This is a genomic window from Enterobacter cloacae complex sp. IR5384 (assembly GCF_049237265.1).
Classification (GTDB): Bacteria; Pseudomonadota; Gammaproteobacteria; order Enterobacterales; family Enterobacteriaceae; genus Enterobacter; species Enterobacter cloacae.
The window spans coordinates 177,232-197,370 of record NZ_JBMKHJ010000003.1 but is presented as its reverse complement, the minus strand read 5'-3'; the positions used below and the strand labels follow the sequence as shown (position 1 = coordinate 197,370).

Annotated in this window: 18 protein-coding genes; 9 read left to right on the top strand and 9 right to left on the bottom strand. The window is 56.6% G+C overall.

Annotation, left to right across the window (positions count from 1 at the left end; translation table 11 throughout):
- Nucleotides 1-150: 150 nt before the first annotated feature.
- The 6 genes from ACOTX3_RS04540 (at nt 151) to araD (ending at nt 6,246) form a co-directional block, all read left to right on the top strand.
- Complete coding sequence (locus ACOTX3_RS04540; RefSeq protein ID WP_058679179.1) at nt 151-1,077, top strand: DUF4862 family protein; 927 nt, start codon at nt 151-153, stop codon at nt 1,075-1,077.
- 45 nt (nt 1,078-1,122) lie between these two features.
- Complete coding sequence (locus tag ACOTX3_RS04535; protein ID WP_127869209.1) at nt 1,123-2,442, top strand: MFS transporter; 1,320 nt, start codon at nt 1,123-1,125, stop codon at nt 2,440-2,442.
- Between the two features lie 96 nt (nt 2,443-2,538).
- Nucleotides 2,539-4,044, top strand: a complete 1,506-nt coding sequence (locus ACOTX3_RS04530) for an FGGY-family carbohydrate kinase (protein WP_058679502.1) — start codon at nt 2,539-2,541, stop codon at nt 4,042-4,044.
- Nucleotides 4,041-4,694 (top strand): 3-keto-L-gulonate-6-phosphate decarboxylase UlaD, encoded by a 654-nt coding sequence (gene ulaD, locus ACOTX3_RS04525; RefSeq protein WP_013094949.1) that lies wholly within the window; start codon nt 4,041-4,043, stop codon nt 4,692-4,694. The genes ACOTX3_RS04530 and ulaD overlap by 4 nt, the downstream gene beginning before the upstream one ends.
- Before the next feature lie 2 nt (nt 4,695-4,696).
- Nucleotides 4,697-5,557: an L-ribulose-5-phosphate 3-epimerase gene (locus ACOTX3_RS04520; RefSeq protein ID WP_020686527.1), complete on the top strand. Its 861-nt coding sequence runs from the start codon at nt 4,697-4,699 to the stop codon at nt 5,555-5,557.
- Nucleotides 5,551-6,246, top strand: a complete 696-nt coding sequence (gene araD / locus ACOTX3_RS04515; protein ID WP_048972676.1) for an L-ribulose-5-phosphate 4-epimerase — start codon at nt 5,551-5,553, stop codon at nt 6,244-6,246. The genes ACOTX3_RS04520 and araD overlap by 7 nt, the downstream gene beginning before the upstream one ends.
- Here araD and ACOTX3_RS04510 read toward each other — a convergent pair whose 3' ends face one another.
- A complete protein-coding gene (locus ACOTX3_RS04510; RefSeq protein WP_058661804.1) occupies nt 6,247-7,065 on the bottom strand; it encodes a helix-turn-helix domain-containing protein in 819 nt (272 codons plus the stop codon).
- Nucleotides 7,066-7,289: 224 nt separating this feature from the next.
- Between ACOTX3_RS04510 and ACOTX3_RS04505 the strand changes: the two genes are divergently transcribed.
- Together ACOTX3_RS04505 and ACOTX3_RS04500 are read left to right on the top strand one after the other, a co-directional pair.
- Nucleotides 7,290-8,690: an MFS transporter gene (locus tag ACOTX3_RS04505; RefSeq protein ID WP_038982539.1), complete on the top strand. Its 1,401-nt coding sequence runs from the start codon at nt 7,290-7,292 to the stop codon at nt 8,688-8,690.
- Nucleotides 8,691-8,700: 10 nt separating this feature from the next.
- Complete coding sequence (locus ACOTX3_RS04500; RefSeq protein ID WP_013094944.1) at nt 8,701-10,656, top strand: glycoside hydrolase family 127 protein; 1,956 nt, start codon at nt 8,701-8,703, stop codon at nt 10,654-10,656.
- 53 nt (nt 10,657-10,709) lie between these two features.
- Here the strand turns inward: ACOTX3_RS04500 and ACOTX3_RS04495 are convergent, their stop codons facing one another.
- The 3 genes from ACOTX3_RS04495 to ACOTX3_RS04485 form a co-directional block, all read right to left on the bottom strand.
- Nucleotides 10,710-11,114 (bottom strand): type II toxin-antitoxin system HicB family antitoxin, encoded by a 405-nt coding sequence (locus ACOTX3_RS04495; RefSeq protein WP_013094943.1) that lies wholly within the window; start codon nt 11,112-11,114, stop codon nt 10,710-10,712.
- 14 nt (nt 11,115-11,128) lie between these two features.
- On the bottom strand, nt 11,129-11,314 hold the full coding sequence (locus tag ACOTX3_RS04490) for a type II toxin-antitoxin system HicA family toxin (RefSeq protein WP_071843252.1): 186 nt from the start codon (nt 11,312-11,314) through the stop codon (nt 11,129-11,131).
- A 210-nt stretch (nt 11,315-11,524) separates the two neighbouring features.
- The gene (locus ACOTX3_RS04485) at nt 11,525-12,265 is read right to left on the bottom strand and encodes a MipA/OmpV family protein (protein WP_013094942.1); all 741 of its coding nucleotides are present in this window, start codon (nt 12,263-12,265) and stop codon (nt 11,525-11,527) included.
- Nucleotides 12,266-12,382: 117 nt separating this feature from the next.
- On the opposite strand from ACOTX3_RS04485, the gene ACOTX3_RS04480 reads away from it, so the two are divergent.
- Nucleotides 12,383-13,348 (top strand): LysR family transcriptional regulator, encoded by a 966-nt coding sequence (locus ACOTX3_RS04480; protein WP_061771396.1) that lies wholly within the window; start codon nt 12,383-12,385, stop codon nt 13,346-13,348.
- Here ACOTX3_RS04480 and ACOTX3_RS04475 read toward each other — a convergent pair.
- The 5 genes from ACOTX3_RS04475 to ACOTX3_RS04455 form a co-directional block, all read right to left on the bottom strand.
- Complete coding sequence (locus ACOTX3_RS04475) at nt 13,345-14,883, bottom strand: aldehyde dehydrogenase family protein (protein ID WP_013094940.1); 1,539 nt, start codon at nt 14,881-14,883, stop codon at nt 13,345-13,347. The two genes, ACOTX3_RS04480 and ACOTX3_RS04475, sit on opposite strands and share 4 nt — an antisense overlap.
- 86 nt (nt 14,884-14,969) lie before the next feature.
- Nucleotides 14,970-16,817: a selenocysteine-specific translation elongation factor gene (gene selB / locus ACOTX3_RS04470; protein ID WP_058679501.1), complete on the bottom strand. Its 1,848-nt coding sequence runs from the start codon at nt 16,815-16,817 to the stop codon at nt 14,970-14,972.
- On the bottom strand, nt 16,814-18,199 hold the full coding sequence (gene selA / locus ACOTX3_RS04465) for an L-seryl-tRNA(Sec) selenium transferase (RefSeq protein ID WP_038982544.1): 1,386 nt from the start codon (nt 18,197-18,199) through the stop codon (nt 16,814-16,816). The genes selB and selA overlap by 4 nt, the downstream gene beginning before the upstream one ends.
- A 103-nt stretch (nt 18,200-18,302) precedes the next feature.
- Complete coding sequence (locus tag ACOTX3_RS04460; RefSeq protein ID WP_013094937.1) at nt 18,303-18,911, bottom strand: glutathione S-transferase; 609 nt, start codon at nt 18,909-18,911, stop codon at nt 18,303-18,305.
- An 89-nt stretch (nt 18,912-19,000) separates the two neighbouring features.
- Nucleotides 19,001-20,137 (bottom strand): HlyD family secretion protein, encoded by a 1,137-nt coding sequence (locus ACOTX3_RS04455; protein WP_127869210.1) that lies wholly within the window; start codon nt 20,135-20,137, stop codon nt 19,001-19,003.
- Between the last annotated feature and the right edge of the window lie 2 nt (nt 20,138-20,139).

The following is a 20,139-nucleotide window of genomic DNA, read 5'->3' as shown; positions in this document are numbered from 1 at the left end:
TTTCTGATATACCCTAAATAATTCGAGTTGCAGGAAGGCGGCAAGAGAGTGAATCTCCAGGAGCTTACATAAGTAAGTGACTGGGGTGAACGAGCGCAGCCAACGCACATGCAACTTGAAGTATGACGGGTATAAATACAGGAACGCGAAATGACCAATACCGGTTTTATTATTGGTGCGTACCCCTGCGCACCCTCGTTTCACCAGAAAGGGGAACAAGAAGAACAAACCTTCTGGCGGGAACTTTCTGACACGCCACACATTCGCGGGCTGGAACAACCCTGCCTTGAACATCTCCATCCTTATGGGGATGAATGGCTGTTCCGCCATACGCCTGGAGACTGGCAAATCGTCGTCACGGCAGTGATGGAAACCATGCGTCGCCGTGGCACAAACGGTGCGTTTGGGCTGGCGTCTGCTGACGAAGAACAGCGTAAAGCGTGTGTGGAATATTACCGCCATCTGCAGCAGAAGATTGCTGCGGTTAACGCCCGTTTTCCCGGGAAAGTCATTGCCCTGGAGATGCAGGCCGCACCGCAGGCGGGCAATGCTTCTGTCGAGCAGGCTATCGAGGCGTTCGCCCGTTCCATTCGTGAAATCGCGGGCTGGGACTGGTCCTGCGATCTGGTGCTTGAACACTGCGATGCCATGACCGGTCCCGCACCGCGTAAGGGATTTTTACCCTTAGAGCAGGTGCTGGAGGTGATAAAAGAGACAGATATCAGCATCTGTATTAACTGGGCGCGCTCAGCCATTGAAGGGCGCAACACCACGCTTCCGGTTGAGCACGTTCAGACCGCCCTTCAGGCCGGAAAACTGGCCGCGCTGATGTTCTCCGGCACCACCATCCGCGGAGAGTACGGTGAATGGCAGGATCTGCACGCACCGTTTTCATCGTACTGTGCCGACAGTTTGATGACCACTGAACATGCAAAAGCACTCTTTACTGCGGCGAGCGCCGCAACATTGAAATTTTCCGGTATTAAATTACTGGAAATAAATGCTAATGCTGATATCAGCCATCGCATCGCTATTTTGCACGACGGCATTAGCCAAATGAAAAAAGCAACGCAATAACAATAAAAAAATCTTATTCCGGTTACCTACACTGAGATATTAAATATGAATACGTCTACTCAAGCTTTACATGCGGACATTCCGCGCCAGCGCTGGCTAAGAATTATTCCCCCGATTCTTATCGCCTGCATTATTTCTTATATGGACCGTGTGAATATTGCTTTTGCCATGCCCGGCGGTATGGATGAAGAGTTAGGTATTTCTGCCACCATGGCAGGCCTGGCGGGTGGGATCTTCTTTATTGGCTATCTGTTTTTGCAGGTGCCTGGCGGCAAGATTGCCGTTCATGGCAGCGGGAAGAAATTTATCGGCTGGTCGCTGGTCGCCTGGGCGGTGATTTCGGTCCTGACCGGGCTCGTCACCAGCCAGTATCAACTGCTGGTGCTGCGTTTCTTACTCGGGGTAGCAGAAGGCGGGATGCTGCCGGTTGTGCTGACGATGATCAGTAACTGGTTCCCTGACGCCGAACGCGGTCGTGCCAATGCGATTGTAATTATGTTCGTCCCCATTGCCGGGATCATCACCGCGCCCCTGTCGGGCTGGATTATTACCGCACTCGACTGGCGTTGGTTGTTCATCATTGAAGGGCTGATGTCCATCGTTGTACTGGTGCTGTGGGCCTTCACGGTGTACGACCGCCCGCAGGAAGCACGCTGGATTTCTGAAGCGGAAAAAAACTATCTGGTCAAAACCCTGGCCGCAGAACAGCAGGCCATTGCCGGTAAAGAGGTGAAAAACGCCTCGCTGAGCGCGGTGCTGTCCGACAAAACCATGTGGCAGCTGATTGCCCTGAACTTCTTCTACCAGACCGGCATTTACGGTTACACCCTCTGGCTACCCACCATTCTCAAAGAGCTCACGCACACCAGCATCGGCCAGGTAGGCCTGCTCGCGATCCTGCCTTATATCGGGGCCATTGCGGGTATGTTCCTCTTCTCTTCGCTCTCTGACCGTACCGGTAAACGCAAGCTGTTTGTCTCCCTGCCGCTGATTGGTTTTGCGCTCTGCATGTTCCTCTCCGTGGCGCTGAAAGAGCATACCTGGCTGGCCTACGCCGCGCTGGTGGGGTGTGGGTTCTTCCTGCAGTCGGCGGCGGGCGTGTTCTGGACCATTCCGGCACGCCTGTTCAGCGCGGAGATGGCAGGCGGTGCACGGGGGGTAATTAACGCCCTGGGCAACCTCGGCGGGTTCTGTGGCCCTTATGCGGTCGGCGTGCTGATCACCTTGTACAGCAAAGATGCGGGAGTTTACTGCCTGGCGGTGTCACTGGCACTGGCCTCTCTGCTGGCCCTGCTTCTACCGGCGAAGTGCGATGCCGGTGCGGAGCCTAATCCTACGGTGAATCCGCATAAGCGTGCGGCCTGATGCCCTCACCCCAGCCCTCTCCCACAGGGAGAGGGAGCAAGACGAGAACCCCCGCCCTCTCCCACGGGGAGAGGAAGCAAGACGAGAGAGTCAAAGATGAGTGAAAAAGAACCCTTCTGGCTGGGTATCGATTGTGGCGGTACTTATCTGAAAGCCGGTTTATACACCCGCGAGGGCAAAGAGGTCTGTATTGAACGCCGCACGGTTGCCACGCTCAGCCCGCGAGCAGGCTATGCGGAGCGGGACATGAACCAGCTGTGGCAGCAGTGTCACACCACCGTCGCTCTTCTGCTCAACAACGCCCGGGTTAGCGGCGAGCAGATCAAAGGCGTGGGCATTTCAGCGCAGGGCAAGGGGCTGTTTCTTCTCGATAAACAGGATCGTCCCCTGGGCAATGCGATGCTCTCCTCAGACCGTCGGGCACTGGACATCGTGCAGCGCTGGCAGCAGGACGGTATTCCCGAAAAGCTCTATCCGCACACGCGACAGACGCTCTGGACCGGGCATCCGGCCTCTCTTCTGCGCTGGGTCAAAGAGAATGAGCCACAACGCTATCAGCAGATTGGCTGCGTGATGATGGCACACGACTACCTGCGCTGGTGCCTCACCGGCGTAAAAGGCTGCGAAGAGAGCAACATCTCTGAATCCAATCTCTACAACATGAACACCGGCCAGTACGATCCGCAGATCACACGCTGGCTGGGTATCAGTGAAATCGACAACGCTCTGCCGCCCGTTGTCGGTTCAGCAGAAATCTGCGGGGAAATCACCGCTCAGGCTGCCGCACTTACCGGTCTCGCGACGGGAACCCCCGTCGTTGGTGGGCTGTTTGATGTGGTTTCCACCGCGATCTGTGCCGGACTGCACGACGAACATACGCTGAACGCCGTCATGGGCACCTGGGCCGTCACCAGCGGGATTGCCAATGCGCTTCGGGACAACGAACCGCATCCCTATGTCTATGGGCGTTACGTCCACCCGCAGCAGTACATTGTCCACGAAGCCAGCCCCACCTCTTCCGGCAACCTTGAGTGGTTGACCGCCCAGTGGGGAGAAATGTCTTTCAGCGAGATCAACCGCGCCGTGGCCAGCCTGCCGAAAGCCGAAAGCGATCTGTTCTTTCTGCCGTTTCTCTATGGCAGCAACGCCGGGCTGGAGATGACGAGCGGCTTCTACGGCATGCAGGCGCTGCATACTCGCGCGCATCTTTTACAGGCAGTTTACGAAGGTGTGGTGTTCAGCCATATGACCCATCTCAACCGCATGCTCGAACGCTTTACCGACGTACAGGCACTACGCGTCACCGGCGGCCCGACCCACTCTGACGTATGGATGCAGATGCTGGCGGATGTCAGCGGTCTGGCGATTGCGCTCCCGCAGGTGGAAGAGACTGGCTGTTCCGGCGCGGCGCTGGCCGCCCTGGTCGGCACCGGCGTTTATCCCGATTTTTACGCAGCGCAGCACGCGCTCAGACACGACATTCGGGTCATTGAACCCGACATGCACGCCCATGCGGCCTATCAGCGCAAGTATCAGCGCTACCAGTTACTGATTTCAGCACTACAGGGTTATCACGCCCGTGTTAAGGAGCACGACCTATGAGCCGACCATTACTGCAGCTGGCGCTCGACCACACCTCACTTCAGGCTGCCCAGCGCGATGTCGCCAGGCTTTCCGATCACGTCGATATTATCGAAGCGGGCACCATTTTATGTCTGACCGAAGGGCTTAACGCCGTGCGTGCGCTGCGCGAGCAGTGTCCAGGGAAAACCCTCGTGGCGGACTGGAAGGTGGCCGATGCCGGAGAAACGCTGGCAGAGCAGGCGTTTGGCGCAGGCGCGAACTGGATGACCATCATCTGCGCTGCGCCGCTGGCCACGGTTGAAAAAGGTCACGCAGTGGCGCTGCGCTGCGGTGGGGAAATTCAGATGGAGCTGTTTGGCTACTGGACGCTGGACGATGCCCGCGCCTGGCACCGCATCGGCGTGAAGCAGGCCATCTACCATCGGGGACGCGACGCGCAGGCCAGCGGCCAGCAGTGGGGTGAGGCAGATCTCGCCCGAATGAAAGCGCTCTCCGACATCGGTTTGCAGCTTTCCGTCACCGGCGGCATCACCCCGGCCGACCTGCCGCTGTTTAAGCAGATCAACGTCAAAGCCTTTATCGCCGGTCGCGCACTGGCAGACGCTGCCAATCCACCGCAGGTGGCCGAGGCCTTCCATTCGCAAATCCGTGACATCTGGGGAGCGTAATCATGCGTCAGCATCCGTTAGGTATTTACGAAAAAGCGCTGCCGAAATCCCTCACCTGGCCGGAGCGCCTGGTGCTGGCAAAAAGCTGTGGCTTTGATTTTGTTGAAATGTCGGTAGATGAAACGGACGAACGCCTGTCGCGCCTGGCGTGGAGCACCACACAGCGTGCATCGCTGGTGGAAGCGATGCTGGAGACCGGTGTGTCGATCCCCTCCATGTGCCTGTCTGCCCACCGCCGCTTCCCGTTTGGCAGTCGGGATGAAACCGTGCGCGCCCGCGCCCGCGAGATCATGTCCAGCGCCATTAAACTGGCGCGTGATTTGGGTATTCGCACCATCCAGCTGGCCGGGTATGACGTGTATTACGAAGAGCATGATGAAGGCACCCGGCAACGCTTCGCCGAAGGGCTGGCATGGGCGGTCGAGCAGGCCGCCGCCGCGCAGGTGATGGTGGCCGTTGAGATCATGGACACCGCGTTTATGAACTCCATCAGCAAATGGAAAAAGTGGGACGAGATGCTGGCCTCGCCGTGGTTTAGCGTTTACCCGGATGTCGGCAACCTCAGCGCGTGGGGTAACGATGTGGCCGCCGAACTGACGCTGGGCATTGACCGCATCGCGGCAATTCACCTGAAAGATACCCAGCCCGTCACGGCACAAAGCCCAGGACAGTTCCGCGACGTGCCGTTTGGCGAGGGCTGCGTCGATTTCGTTGGCGTGTTTAATACGCTCAATAAGCTGAACTACCGCGGCGCGTTTCTGATTGAAATGTGGACCGAAAAAGCAAAAGAGCCGGTGCTGGAGATTATCCAGGCGCGCCGCTGGATTGAAGCCCGTATGCAGGAAGGAGGCATGACATGTTAGAACAACTCAAAGCCGAGGTGCTGGCAGCCAACCTGGCACTGCCCGCCCACCAGCTGGTGACCTTCACCTGGGGTAACGTCAGCGCGGTGGATCGCGACAGCGGTCTGATGGTGATCAAACCGTCCGGCGTGGAGTATGACGTGATGACGGCGGAGGATATGGTGGTGGTGAATATCGCCACCGGTGAGGTGGTCGAGGGCAGCATGAAACCGTCGTCAGACACGCCTACCCATCTTGCGCTGTACCGTCGCTACCCGGAAATTGGCGGCATCGTCCATACCCATTCCCGCCATGCCACCATCTGGTCTCAGGCAGGTCAGGATCTGCCCGCATGGGGCACGACGCACGCGGACTACTTCTACGGCGCGATCCCCTGCACGCGGCGGATGACCACGGCGGAGATCGCAGGAGACTACGAGTATCAGACCGGTGAAGTGATCATCAAAACCTTTGAAGAGCGCGACATCAGCCCCATGCAGATCCCGGCAGTGCTGGTGCACTCCCACGGACCGTTTGCCTGGGGTAAAGATGCCGCCGATGCGGTACACAACGCCGTGGTGCTGGAAGAGTGCGCGTACATGGGCCTGTTTTCGCGCCAGCTTGCGCCGCAGCTTCCGGTTATGCAGCAGGAACTGCTCGACAAACATTATCTGCGCAAGCACGGTGCGCATGCCTATTACGGGCAGTGATCAACCGGAATTAATGTGTTCTTTACAGTACCGCCGTTTCCAGACGGCGGGTGTTAACCCGGTATGCTTCGAAAATATCTGCCGGAAATACCCCACGTCGTTAAAACCGCAGCGGGTGGCCACTTCCGTTAATGACGCTGAGTCATTCAGCAGCATTTTTTCTGCCGCCCTGACGCGCTGGCGATGAATCGCCTCCGTCAGGGTTAAATGAAATGTCCGACGAAACACGCGCCCCAGGTAATCGGCATTACAGTGCAGCGATTTTGCCAGCAGCGAGGTGGAGAGCGGTAAATGAAACTGCGTGCGAATAAGCTGTTTTGCCTTCCAGGCCAGTGCTGCACCGGCCTCATCGGGGCGGTCCTCATACCCTGCTGAGAGGGATATTTGCTGCAAAATCAGTAGTAAAAGCATTTCCAGCGCCACGCTGCGCTGTAATTTTTCCTGCTCGCTGAGGAACTGGCGAAAAAGCGCAATCACCGACGGGACATCCCTCACGCAGCAATGTTGTTCAATGGTCAGCGGAGAAGCCTCCGGCAAAGCGGAAGGCCCAGGTTTCACCTCAAAATGCAGCCAGTAAAATCGCAGATCGGCCGGAAAATCTTCTGTACCCACATGCCGCCGCTTCGGCCAGAGCAATAAACTCTCCCCCGCCTTCACCTCAAAAAGACGGTTCTCCTCCTGGATCGTTAATGTCCCCTTTTCGACGAAAATGATTTCCCACGACGTTAATTTACGCGCCGGGTGGCGACCCACGCCCCGCGAAATAAACAATCCGCCGTTTTGCACTTTAATCGGAAGCACTATGGATAATTCGAGCATGGATATTCACCATTCCGCTTTTATTGCCGCATTTAATTGACTTATCCATTGATTATTAACAATTAACATTATAGCTGCCCGATCAAACTCACACTTTCTTCATCAGGTCGGAATCGTCATCTTTTTATACTTTTCCCTTCCCTTGTTGCCCTTTGCGTTCAGTGCAGAATGAATGAGGTACCTTGCACAAATACGATAAAAATCGATTACCGAGGAGTTATCTCATGACTTCCACACCGATTACCGAGTCTGACGTTGCACAACGGGTGAGAGAAGAACGTTTGTCCGTTCGCGAGAAAATTGGCTACGGCCTGGGCGACGCGGGCGGCACGGTCATTACCTGCCTGATAATGAATTTCCTGACCTTTTTCTATACCGATATTTTTGGCCTGACCCCGGCGCTTGTCGGCACGCTGTTTATTGCCCTGCGCGTATTTGACGCGATTTCTGACCCCGTCATGGGCGTGATTGCCGACCGCACCCAAAGCCGATGGGGGCGCTTTCGTCCCTGGCAGCTGTGGGTGGCATTCCCTATTGGCATCATCGGGGTGCTAACCTTCACCGTACCTGAAGCCAGCATGGGCGTGAAAATTGCGTGGGCATTCGGCACCTACCTGCTGCTGTCCGTCGGCTATACCGCCATCAACGTGCCCTACTGCGCGCTGATCAACACCATGACCACCCGCCACAGCGAGGTTATTTCCTGCCAGTCATGGCGCTTTGTGCTGTGCGGCGTTGCGGGATTTTTGGTCTCCGTCGGCCTGCCGTGGCTGGTGGCAGCGCTGGGGCAAGGCAACGCCGCCCGGGGTTATCAGCTGGGCGTTGGCGTCCTGTGCACCCTCGCCGTGGTGATGTTTCTCTGCTGCTTCTTCTGGGTCCGTGAACGCGTCCCACTGGCGCTGATGGGTAAATTCACCCTGCGCGAACACCTGGCAGGGCTGCGTAAAAATGACCAGCTGCTGCTGATGCTGGTGATGTCGTTTTTGCTGATCAACGTCTTCAATATCCGTGGCGGCGGATACATGTACTTCATCACCTATGTGCTTCAGGGCAGTACCGCCTACACCTCGCTGTTTTTCACCATGGTGACCTTCGCAGCGATCCTCGGGGCGGTGATCGTCAGCCCCCTCTCTCGCCGTGTTGATACGGTCAAACTCTACTACTACACCAACCTGGTGCTCGCCGCGATCGCGGCTGGCATGTGGTTCCTGCCCGGCGGCCCGGCGCATCAGACGCTCTGGCTGATCGTAATTCTGAGTAACGGCGTCATCCTGGGCTTTACCCTGCCGCTGCACTTCTCGCTGATGGCTTTTGCCGACGACTACGGCGAGTGGAAGACCGGCGTGCGATCGTCGGGCATGAACTTCGCCTTCAACCTGTTTTTCATCAAGCTGGCGTGGGCCTCCAGCGCCGGGATCATCAGCCTGGTGTTTATCGCCGTCGCCTATCAGCCGGGAGCGGGTAACCAGACGCCCGCCTCGCTGCAGGGCATTACCGCCATGGAGACGCTGCTCCCTGCCCTTTTCCACCTGCTGCTGGCGGTCTCAATCCGCTGGTGCAGACTCAACAATCCGATGATGTCGCGCATTGCCACCGATTTGCGCCAGCGTCATGTACCGTCCTGAGGAGAACGTGATGTCCATAATGGAAGCCGACCTGCATAACCTGAAAATCAACGATCCGTTTCTTGGCCAGTATCAGCGGCTGGTGCGTGATGTGGTCATCCCCTATCAGTGGGATGCGCTCAACGATCGCGTGGCAGAAGCCGAGCCCAGTCATGCCATCACCAACTTCCGCATTGCGGCAGGTCTTGAAGAAGGTGAGTTCTACGGCATGGTATTTCAGGACAGTGACGTGGCGAAATGGCTGGAAGCCGTGGCGTGGTCGCTGTGTCAGAAACCCGATGCTGAACTGGAAAAAACCGCCGATGAGGTGATTGAACTGATCGCCGCGGCGCAGTGTGAAGATGGTTATCTCAATACGTACTTCACCGTCAAAGCGCCCGACGAACGCTGGACAAATCTGGCCGAGTGCCACGAGCTTTACTGCGCCGGGCATATGATCGAAGCTGGCGTGGCGTATTTTCAGGGCACCGGAAAACGCCGACTGCTGGAGGTGGTGTGTAAACTGGCAGATCATATCGACACCGTTTTCGGCCCCCGGGAAGGCCAGCTTCACGGCTATCCGGGACACCCGGAAATCGAGCTGGCCCTGATGCGGCTGTACGACGTTACTGAGGAGCCACGCTACCTGAACCTGGTGAAATACTTCATCGAGGCGCGCGGTACGCAGCCTCACTTCTATGATATCGAATACGAGAAGCGCGGCAGAACATCGTACTGGCACACCTACGGCCCGGCATGGATGGTCAAGGACAAAGCTTACAGCCAGGCGCATCAACCGCTTGCTGAACAACAAACAGCGATTGGCCATGCGGTGCGTTTTGTCTACCTGATGGCGGGTATGGCACACCTGGCTCGTCTGAGCAAAGACGACGCAAAACGTCAGGACTGCTTACGCCTGTGGAGCAACATGGCGCAGCGCCAGCTGTACATTACCGGCGGGATTGGTTCGCAAAGTAGCGGTGAAGCCTTCAGCAGCGATTACGATCTGCCCAACGATACGGTGTATGCCGAAAGCTGCGCCTCGATTGGCCTGATGATGTTTGCCCGTCGGATGCTGGAGATGGAAGCGGATAGCCGCTACGCCGACGTGATGGAGCGCGCCCTGTACAACACGGTGCTGGGCGGCATGGCGCTGGACGGTAAACATTTCTTCTATGTTAACCCGCTGGAAGTGCACCCCAGGACGCTGGCCTTTAACCACATCTATGACCATGTCAAACCGGTTCGTCAGCGCTGGTTCGGCTGCGCCTGTTGCCCGCCGAATATCGCCCGCGTGCTGACGTCGCTGGGGCATTACATTTACACCGTTCGCCCGGATGCGCTTTTCATTAATCTCTACGTAGGGAATGAGGTCACCATCCCGGTGGGCGATGAGACGCTTAAGCTGCGGATCAGCGGTAATTATCCGTGGCAGGAAGAGGTCAACATTGAGATCGCCTCGCCCGTACCGGTGACGCACACCCTGGCCCTGCGACTGCCGGACTGGTGCGCAAATCCTCACGTGTCGCTGAATGGAGAAGGCATGACGGGCGAGGTATCACGGGGCTATCTTCACCTCACCCGTCGCTGGCAGGAGGGCGATACGCTCACGCTAACCTTACCGATGCCGGTCCGCCGCGTGTACGGTCACCCACAGGTTCGTCAGCAGGCCGGAAAGGTCGCGCTGCAGCGCGGTCCGCTGGTCTACTGCCTGGAAGAAGCCGACAATGGCGCCAACCTGCATAATCTTGCCCTGCCTGCCGACAGTGAATTCCGGGTTTTCGAGGGTAAAGGAATTTTCGCTCATAAGATGCTGATTCAGGCGGAAGGTGTCACGCATGACGCCGCAGAAGCGGGATCGGAGGCGTTATGGCAATACGACCGTCCTGCGGTGCAACGTCAACCCAAAACGTTGACCTTTATTCCGTGGTTTAGCTGGGCTAACCGGGGAGAAGGGGAAATGCGCATTTGGGTGGATGAGGACTGAATATCTGCGGCCTGATGCCCTCACCCCAACCCTCTCCCACGGGAGAGGGATCGTTAAGGCAGCACGCGACGCGCTGCCTCAGCAAGAAAAGCGCTTCGGTTACTAAACTGCGGATGCTCATTCACAAAAGAATCAATTTTCACCAGCAATCGACGAGGCAGGGTGATATTGATACGCTCGGCCTTACCGTCGAATTGCTTCATATTGATATCTACAAGCAACCATTGTCCGCCGATAAAATCACCCGGTGTGGCTTCAAGATGTGCTTCAACATTGCCAGGGAGAGGTAACTCTTCATCCATTTCAAATAGCGCTTCGAAGTGAGCTGTCAGTGCATCACGTGCATCCTGAAAAGCATCATCCAGAGAATTGCCGGCAAAAAAACAACCAGGAACGTCAGGAAAAAAACCGCTGGCGCTACCGTCGGGATCAGAATGAATGTAAGCCGGATAAAACATAACTACTCCTGATATCAGTGTTTGATTCCCGCCTGCCGCCAGATTTGCGCGAGGGTGCCGGGTTTTATGTCCTTTTTGGGATGTGGAACGGTCACCAACCCCGCATGTACTGGGTGGCGAAACTGATGATGGCTTCCTTTCGTTCTTACACATTTCCAGCCATGCCTGACCAGAACAGTAATGACATCCGCACTTTTCACATTCCAATCCTTCCATGATTATACACATCATACACACCATCGCTACTGGTGCAGATGACAATAGACGAAAGGAAATGCAAACGCAGCCGGGTTTTGTCTGAACAGGAAGGAGCAACGCAAAAAGAAAGGCGGAACAGGTAAATTGCAGATCAAAATACAGGCGCTATCACAACGCCGGGTAAGGCGAAGCCGCCACCCGGCTTTACAGCATCAGAAGCGCCAGCTCAGCCCGGTCATCAGCGCGAAGCTGTCGTCGCGGTCGATCATCGGGCTGTTCTTCACGTCGTCAGGCAATACGGTATAAACCGCGCTGGCGTTAAGGAACAGGTTCTGGGTTAACTGATATTTTGCCGCCAGACCCACGTATGGCGTCCAGCTGTCACCTGCGGCGTATTCATTGAGACCTGAGCGGCGAGACTCGCTGCCGGAAACCCCGTAGTAGTAGTCGTTATAGCTCTCGTCACTGTAGAAAATGCCCACAGATGGCGTCAGCGTGAGGCGTTCCATGCGGATGGGGCGGAAGTACGAAATCTCACCGACTACGCCACCGCTTTCATCCATCGCATCGCCGGAAACGGCCACTTTCAGCGAGCCCCAGTTTTCATGGCGGTAATAGGCGCCACCCAGGAAAGCAGACGCTTTACGCTCATCCAGATGTTTCATCTGAGGGTCGTCGTTATCGTCGGGATCAAAATGCAGCGGCATCCACGACGCGGTCAGGCTAAATTCATTTTTTTCGTCTTTCCACAGGATCCATCCACCTGTGGTCTGGCGCACATAGAATCGGTCACCTTCATAGCTAATTAACGGAACCGCGGTGGTATTTTCATTATACCCTTTATAAGGTGACTCATTAAATACAGCCCCCGCGCCAAGTGAAAAGTCACCGGCCATTGCGGATGAGGTCGCAAATAACGTGGCAGCGATGAGTAAATTGTTTTTAATAGTCATTCCATGTAATCCATTTAAACGCCGAACAAGCGAGGCGAATAATAATGGTTACAAATTTGCGTATGCAACGCCGCTGTTTATATAATATTATATATAAAATCATATAGATGGGTGGGCATGATGAATAAATTACAACTAAAACCCCGTGAATTAAAAATAATTTCCGTCATCGCCGCTACCCACAGCATTGGCGACGCCGCCGCCCTGCTGGGCATGGCACAGGCCAACGTCAGTAAATATCTCTCTGATTTTGAAACACGAGTCGGTCTCAAGGTCTTTGAGCGCACCACCCGTCAGCTTGCGCTAACGCAGTTTGGTGAGGCCTTGCTTCCTTACGTGAACGCCACGCTGGATAAAAATAGTCAGCTTATTAATTTTATTGCCGATTATAAGCATGAAAAGCGTGGAAAGGTGACGATTTACGCCCCGACAGGCATCGTGACCTATCTCTCTCGTCATGTGATCCACCAGATAAAAGATATAGGCGATATTCGTATTTCGCTGAAAACATACAATCTGGATCGCAATGAATTTTCTGAGGGGGTGACCTTTCCGGATGACTGCGATATTTTAATTACCTATGCTCAGCCGAAAGATGAAAGTCTGGTCGCAAGTGTATTAACCCAATATTCCGTTACCGCCTTCGCGACCGAAGAGTATTTAAATCAGCACCCGTTAAACGGCCCGGAAGATTTAATTCATCACTCCTGTATTTTAATCGACTCCATGCTGGTGGATGATGCTAACATCTGGCGGTTCCGCGTTCATGGCAGTGATGATGTACAGGATTACCGGGTTACCGGGAATTATATTTGCGACAATACGCAAACTGCCCTGGAGCTGGCGAGGAATAATCTCGGTATCGTCTTTGCGCCGAAAGAGAGCCTGAGAAAAGAGTTAAAAAACGGTTCACTTGTTCCCTGCTTCCCGCATCAGGAAGAGTGGTGGCTGGATCTGACGGCCATCTTCCGCAAGCGTGAATACCAGCCATGGCGCGTGCAATATGTTCTGGATGGCGTCCTGAATAATCTTCGCCAGCAAATAGCTCAGGCCGCCCACGGACGGCCTGAGCTGGATGACTAGAACAGCCCCAGCGGTTTATCGGAGTAGCTGACCAGCAGGCATTTCGTCTGCTGATAATGCTCCAGCATCATCTTGTGCGTTTCACGCCCGATGCCTGACTGCTTATAGCCCCCAAAGGCCGCGTGCGCCGGGTAGGCGTGATAACAGTTGGTCCATACGCGTCCGGCCTGGATCCCCCGGCCCATTTTATACGCCAGATTGCCGTTGCGGCTCCAGACGCCTGCCCCCAGGCCATACGGCGTATCGTTGGCAATCTCCAGCGCCTCCTCCAGCGTTTTGAAGGTGGTCACGGCCAGCACCGGTCCAAAAATTTCCTCCTGGAAAACGCGCATATTGTTTTTGCCAGACAGAATGGTCGGCTCAAGGTAATACCCTTCCTGCAGATCGCCGCCGAGCACTTTACGGCGTCCACCGGTGAGGACATCCGCCCCTTCTTTTTTGCCGATATCAATGTAATTAAGGATGGTTTCCAGCTGTCCATGCGACACCTGCGCGCCCATCTGCGTCACGTTATCTAGCGGGTTACCGCTGCGGATCGACTCCACGCGGCGAATGGCCCGTTCCATAAAGCGCTCATAGATGGACTCCTGCACCAGCGCGCGGCTTGGACAGGTGCAGACTTCGCCCTGGTTAAAGGCAAACAGCGCAAACCCTTCCAGCGCTTTATCGAAGAAGGCGTCCTCTTCCGCCATCACGTCCTCGAAGAAGATGTTCGGGGATTTTCCGCCCAGCTCCAGCGTCACCGGAATGATGTTCTGGGTGGCGTACTGCATGATCTGCTGACCCACTTCCGTCGAGCCGGTAAACGCCACTTTGGCGATGCGTTTTGAGGTCGCCAGATATTCCCCAATCTCCCCCCCGGCCCCGTTGACCACGTTAATCACCCCCGGGGGCAGCAGGTCACCGATAATGTCCATCAGCAGCAGTACTGAAAGCGGCGTTAAGCGGGCCGGTTTCAGCACAATGCAGTTCCCGGCCGCCAGCGCGGGCGCCATTTTCCAGCTCGCCATCAGCAGCGGGAAGTTCCACGGGATAATCTGCCCCACCACGCCCAGCGGCTCGTGGAAGTGATACGCCACGGTGTCGCTATCGACTTCACTGATTCCCCCCTCCTGAGCACGAATACAGGAGGCAAAATAGCGGAAGTGGTCAATCGCCAGCGGCACATCCGCCGCCATCGTTTCACGGATCGGCTTGCCGTTATCCCAGGTTTCTGCCGTCGCCAGCAGCTCAAGATTTTGCTCCATCCGGTCGGCAATTTTGAACAGGATCGCCGCCCTGTCCTGCACGGAAGTCTGTCCCCATTTATCTTTGGCTTTATGCGCCGCATCCAGCGCCAGATCGATATCGCGCTTGCCTGAGCTGGCTATCTCACACAGCGGCTGGCCGGTGACGGGGGTCAGGTTGGAATAGTATTCGCCGTCGACGGGTGCCACCCAGTCGCCGCCAATAAAGTTGTCATAACGGGGTTTTAGCTTAAGAGGGAAACCGTACTCGCCTGGCTGAATGCGTGAAGAGGGAGGATTGTTTGTCATGACCGTCTCCTTGCTGTTGGTGTACAACAAGGGTAGTACCGGCTGGTGATTTTATCGCCAGCCGGGAGTGGTGTTTACGACAGGGGTCACGCTGTTTCTGGAAAGAGCAACGAATCCCGTAATAAATGGTCGTTACCGCGACGGCGGGTAAAACCGATGCGGTTGAAATATTCCAGGATCTGAATGGCAAGCTTTCGCCCCACGTTCAGACGATCGCGGAAATCAGCCGCACAGGTGGAGCCTCGCGCCTGATCCAGTTCGCGGATCAGACTGGCAAACGCGACGATACGATCGTTGCGGTAATAACGATCTTTCACGATCGCAACGATGATCCCCTGCTGTGCGGCATGGCGCAATACCTGGCGCATCACCTGCTCGTCGGTATTCGTTTCACGGGCGAGATCGCGAACCCACCAGGGCTCATCGCCAAACAGAGGGGCCGCTTTTTGCCAGATTGCCTCTTGCTCTGCGGTGAACCCGGCTTTGTGATCCGGCAGATGCAGCCAGCCGTGGTGGCTTTTGATCACGCCGCTTTCACGCATGTTTTCTATCAGCAACAGCACCAGCGCATCGTCTTCCATTGGCAGCGCCATACGACGCAGGCGCTCGCGCCCCGGGCCAGGTTCATCCTGATGCTGTTCATGGTAGGTGGCGAGCGTGTTTAACACCTTTCGCTGCCAGCACGCCGCAACCGGCGCGTTCAGCAGGTTATTACCGGCCTGGATAAATCCCGGCTGCTGGGTCAGCGGGAGGAGGCCTTCGTTGCTGAGCTGTCGTGCCCAGGCGAAGTCGGTCAGGTTCACCGCACCGCGTTCAAGATGCACCTCCAGCGCAGCCTTATCGTTACTGGCCTGCGCCAGTGCCGACAGCCACTGCAAATACTCCGGTTTACGCTTCCCGCGACGCGACGGGTTGAGCGTCACCACCCGCGCCCCGGCCAGCGTTTCTCGCGCCGAAATATCACGCAGCACCAGACGGTCATTATCTGCCAGCCAGAGTGGCGTATCGAAAACCAGTTCAGCGAGATCGTTTTCCAACAGCGACACGCGCCCGGTGATATGGCTGGCCGCATGGTGGATATGCAGCGGCTGCCACTGACTGAGCGGGATATGCGTCTGCAGGGAGACAATCACCCGCTCAGACGGTTCTGGTGGCGCCTCAGACAGCAGCCAGTCGCCGCGGTTTAGCTGCGCTTTCTCCGCATCGCCGGCAATATTGAGGGCGATACGCTGCCCGGCATGGGCATGATCAACGGGCTGGTTTTGTGCATGCAACCCGCGCACCCGCATCGGCTTGTTAATACCCGTCAGCCATACGGTATCGCCCACCTTCACTTCCCCACTCAGGGCAGTACCGGTCACCACCAGACCCGCACCTTTAACGGTAAACGCCCTGTCGATGGCCAGACGAAAGCGATGATGGCTGGCATGTTCCCGCGACGAAAGCTGCTGCAAATGGTGGCGAAGTGCGTCGATCCCGCGCCCTTCTGTGGCGACTGTTTCAAACAGCGCAGCATCGGTAAAGCCATATTCGCGCAACGTGGCCTCCACCGCCTCGCGCACCTCGTTAATACGCGTCGCGTCCACACGATCGGCTTTGGTCAGCGCCACGGTTAACTGTGGGTTGCCCGTCAACTGCAGGATCGCCAGGTGTTCACGCGTTTGCGCCATAACGCCGTCATCACATGCCACCACCAGCAGGGCATGGTCAATACCTCCGACCCCCGCCAGCATGTTGGAAAGAAACTTTTCGTGTCCGGGGACGTCAATAAAGCCCAGCACGCGGCCATCGGGCTGCGGCCAGTAGGCATAACCCAGATCGATGGTCATACCGCGCTTTTTCTCTTCCGGCAGGCGATCGGCATTCACGCCCGTGATGGCCTGCAACAAGGTGGTTTTTCCGTGGTCAACATGACCGGCGGTGGCAATAATCATTTCAACAGCATCTCCAGAAATCGCTCTTCATCTTCAAGACAGCGTAGATCCAGCCACATTCGGCCATCGTAAATTCGCCCGATAACCGGCGTAGGCAGAGCACGCCAGCGCGCAGAGAGCGCATCAAGCCTGCTGCCGCGGCCATCGCGCGGGGTGAAGGTCAGGGCCGCGCTGGGCAGCCGATCCACCGGTAACGAGCCACTGCCAATTTGCGACTGGCAGGACTCAATGCGCACGTCGAAATCGGCGTAATGCGACGCGACATTCGGCAACAGTAACTCGGCCTGCGCGCGAATCGAGGCGGCATCACGCGTTAACAGACGCAGCGTTGGCAGGCGTTCCGCCAGTTTCTCCGGGTGGAGATAGAGCCGCAGTGTCGCGTCCAGCGCAGCAAGCGTCATTTTATCGGCACGCAGGGCGCGCTTCAGCGGATGCTGCTGCAGTTTCGCAATCAATTCACGCTTACCGACGATGATCCCGGCCTGCGGCCCGCCCAGCAGCTTATCACCAGAAAAACTGACCAGGCTAACGCCCGCCGCAATCATCTCCTGCACCATCGGCTCTTTCGGCAGACCATACTGGCTCAGATCCACCAGCGAGCCGCTGCCGAGATCGGCAACGACCGGCACATTCAGCTCCTGGCCTATCGCCGCCAGCTCGGCCTCTTCAACGGCTTTAGTGAACCCTTCGATATGATAATTACTGGTGTGGACCTTCATCAGCAGGGCGGTGTTTTCATTAACCGCCGCACGATAATCTTTCGCATGGGTCCGGTTAGTGGTACCCACCTCATGCAGGGTACAGCCCGCCTGGCGCATCACGTCCGGGATGCGAAACGCGCCGCCAATCTCCACCAGTTCGCCGCGCGAGACGACCACCTCTTTGCCGCTGGCGGTCGCTGCCAGCATCAACAGGACCGCCGCCGCGTTGTTATTCACAATGCAGGCATCTTCAGCACCGGTGAGCTGGCAAAGCAGATCCGCCAGGGCCCGATCACGATGCCCGCGTCCTGCTCCGTCGAGATCGTATTCCAGCGTGACAGGCGAACGCATGGCCTGCGTTACGGCATCTACCGCCTCTTCCGCCTGTTGCGCACGCCCGAGATTGGTATGCAGGACGGTCCCCGTCAGGTTAATCACCGGGCGCAACGCGCTTTGCCCTTTCTCAACCAGCCTCTGTTCCAGCTCCTGCTCCCACGCCACGCACCAGCCGGGCAAGGCATTTTCTGCCTGAATATGGCGCCGGGCCTCGTCCTGAAGCAGACGTAACATCTCAACCGTCGCGGTATGGCCGAACCGCTCGACAGCGGAATGAATAAGGGGTTCACGAAGGAGTCGGTCGGTAGCGGGGATCTGGCTGTACAGGGAGTGATGAGTAGTCATGAAAGCGCCTGGCGAGTAAATATCATCCCCCCTCCCGACGGGAGAGGGAGTTAACATGTGGAGGGATTGTACCGCCTCCTGACGCGAAGTGTTATAACCCGCGTCAAGCCTTTGGCGGTTCGGTACGGGCGAAGCTCTCGCGCTGGAAGAGCGTTTCGGCGAGCTTCACCAGCAGCGGACGGTCGACGCACCAGCCAGGGGAGACGCGACGAAAGTTGAGATAACCAATGGCGCAGGCGATAGCGATCGTCGCCAGATTCAGGCTATCCGTTGCTATTTTGCCCTCCTGGATGAGCTGCTCGCACCTGTCCAGGCTGCGGCTGATTTTCTCACGCTGGCGCAGCAGCTCCGTTTCCGACTGCTGAGCAACGGGCCTTGCCTGCTCGCGCACGGAAGTTAACGCCGCATCCATGATGCCATCGGCCAGCGCTTCAATTTGCTTCACTGCCAGGGCCGCCTTCGGATCTGCCGGTAACATGGCTGGCGCAACGCCGAGCAGCTCGATGTACTCAGCGATAATCGGGGAATCAAACCAGTATTCGCCCTCGTCCGTTACCAGCGCCGGGACTTTCCCCAGCGGGTTGTACTGCGCAACGCCGTTTTCGGCGTTATAGGGCTGTTCATTAACGAATTCAAATTCAATCCCTTTCTCCAGCAGGAGAATCGAGATCTTTCGCACGAAGGGACTGGTGTAGCTGCCGATGAGTTTCATTGCCTGATCCTTGATGCCAGAAAAAGTCAGTATGGATCAAGCGCTGAAAAAAGGGCAGGTATGCATGTCGCATTCCTGCCCGGCGAGGATTAATGATCAAGATAGAGATAGTGCATCCAGCTGGTCATGCGCAGCAGGACTTTACGCATCACCGAGACGTGCGCGAAATGGTCGGAATAGACCGCCACCTGCGCGTAAATACCGTCCGGCAACGCATCAACGTCGGCGTTAGGCTCCAGTTCTATCAGCGCCTGCACGCCATCCGTTCCCGGTGTTACCGTTAGCGATTGCAGTGCCCCCTGCGCCTGATACGAGCCCCCTGGCACCACCGGCAGAATGCTGGTGAGCTTGCCGGAGAAGACCTGTCCCGGCAGAGCGTTAAACACCACTTCCGCTTCATCGCCCGGCTTCAGACGCAGCAGCGAGTTCTGACGGAACTGGGCCACAATCTGGCGTTTCTGTTCAGGAATAAAGACCATGACCGGGCGCAGCGGCAGCGCGGCGGCATACGTCCCCGGGCGAATCAGCACCTGGGTGATGTAGCCATTACTCGGCGCACGCACCACGGTCTGATCCAGGTTGTATTTGGCTTCGGCCAGCTGGGCGCGTAAAGAGGCAATCTGCGACTGTTCGCCGTTCACCATGCTGTCTAACTGGCTTTTGATCTGCGTCTGTTCCGCCACTGAGCCTTTTACCAGCGCGTCCTGAGCCAGATAGTTCTGCCGCGCGTTGTCGATATCGCTTTCAGAGAACGGGTTTACCTTCGCCTGGCTGCCTTTGAGATAGCGCTGGTAATCTTTATACAGACGGTCCCGCTCGGCGGACACGCGCGTGGTGTTGGCTACTGCTTCCGACAACTGCGCTTTGAGCACGTCGATATTGTGCGTCGCGGTCACCAGGTCGGCCTGCAGTCTGTCGACCCGTGCCTGATAGCGGCCCGGGTCAAGTTTAAATAACACTTCGCCTTTTTTAATAAGCTGGTTATTTTTATCAGTGACTTCGCTGACCACGCCGGTCACCTGCGGCGTAATCGGGATTGAAATAACCGCTTTTTGCGCCGTAAACGTATACGGGGGGTTATAGTTCATTAATAAAATAAGGCCCGCCACAATAAATACCCCACCTAATGTGGCGGTGGCGAGCGTCCACTGGTTGACCGGAATACGGAATATTTTAAAAATCGCCCAGGCAAACGCCACGTAGGTCAAAATAATCAACAGATCCATAA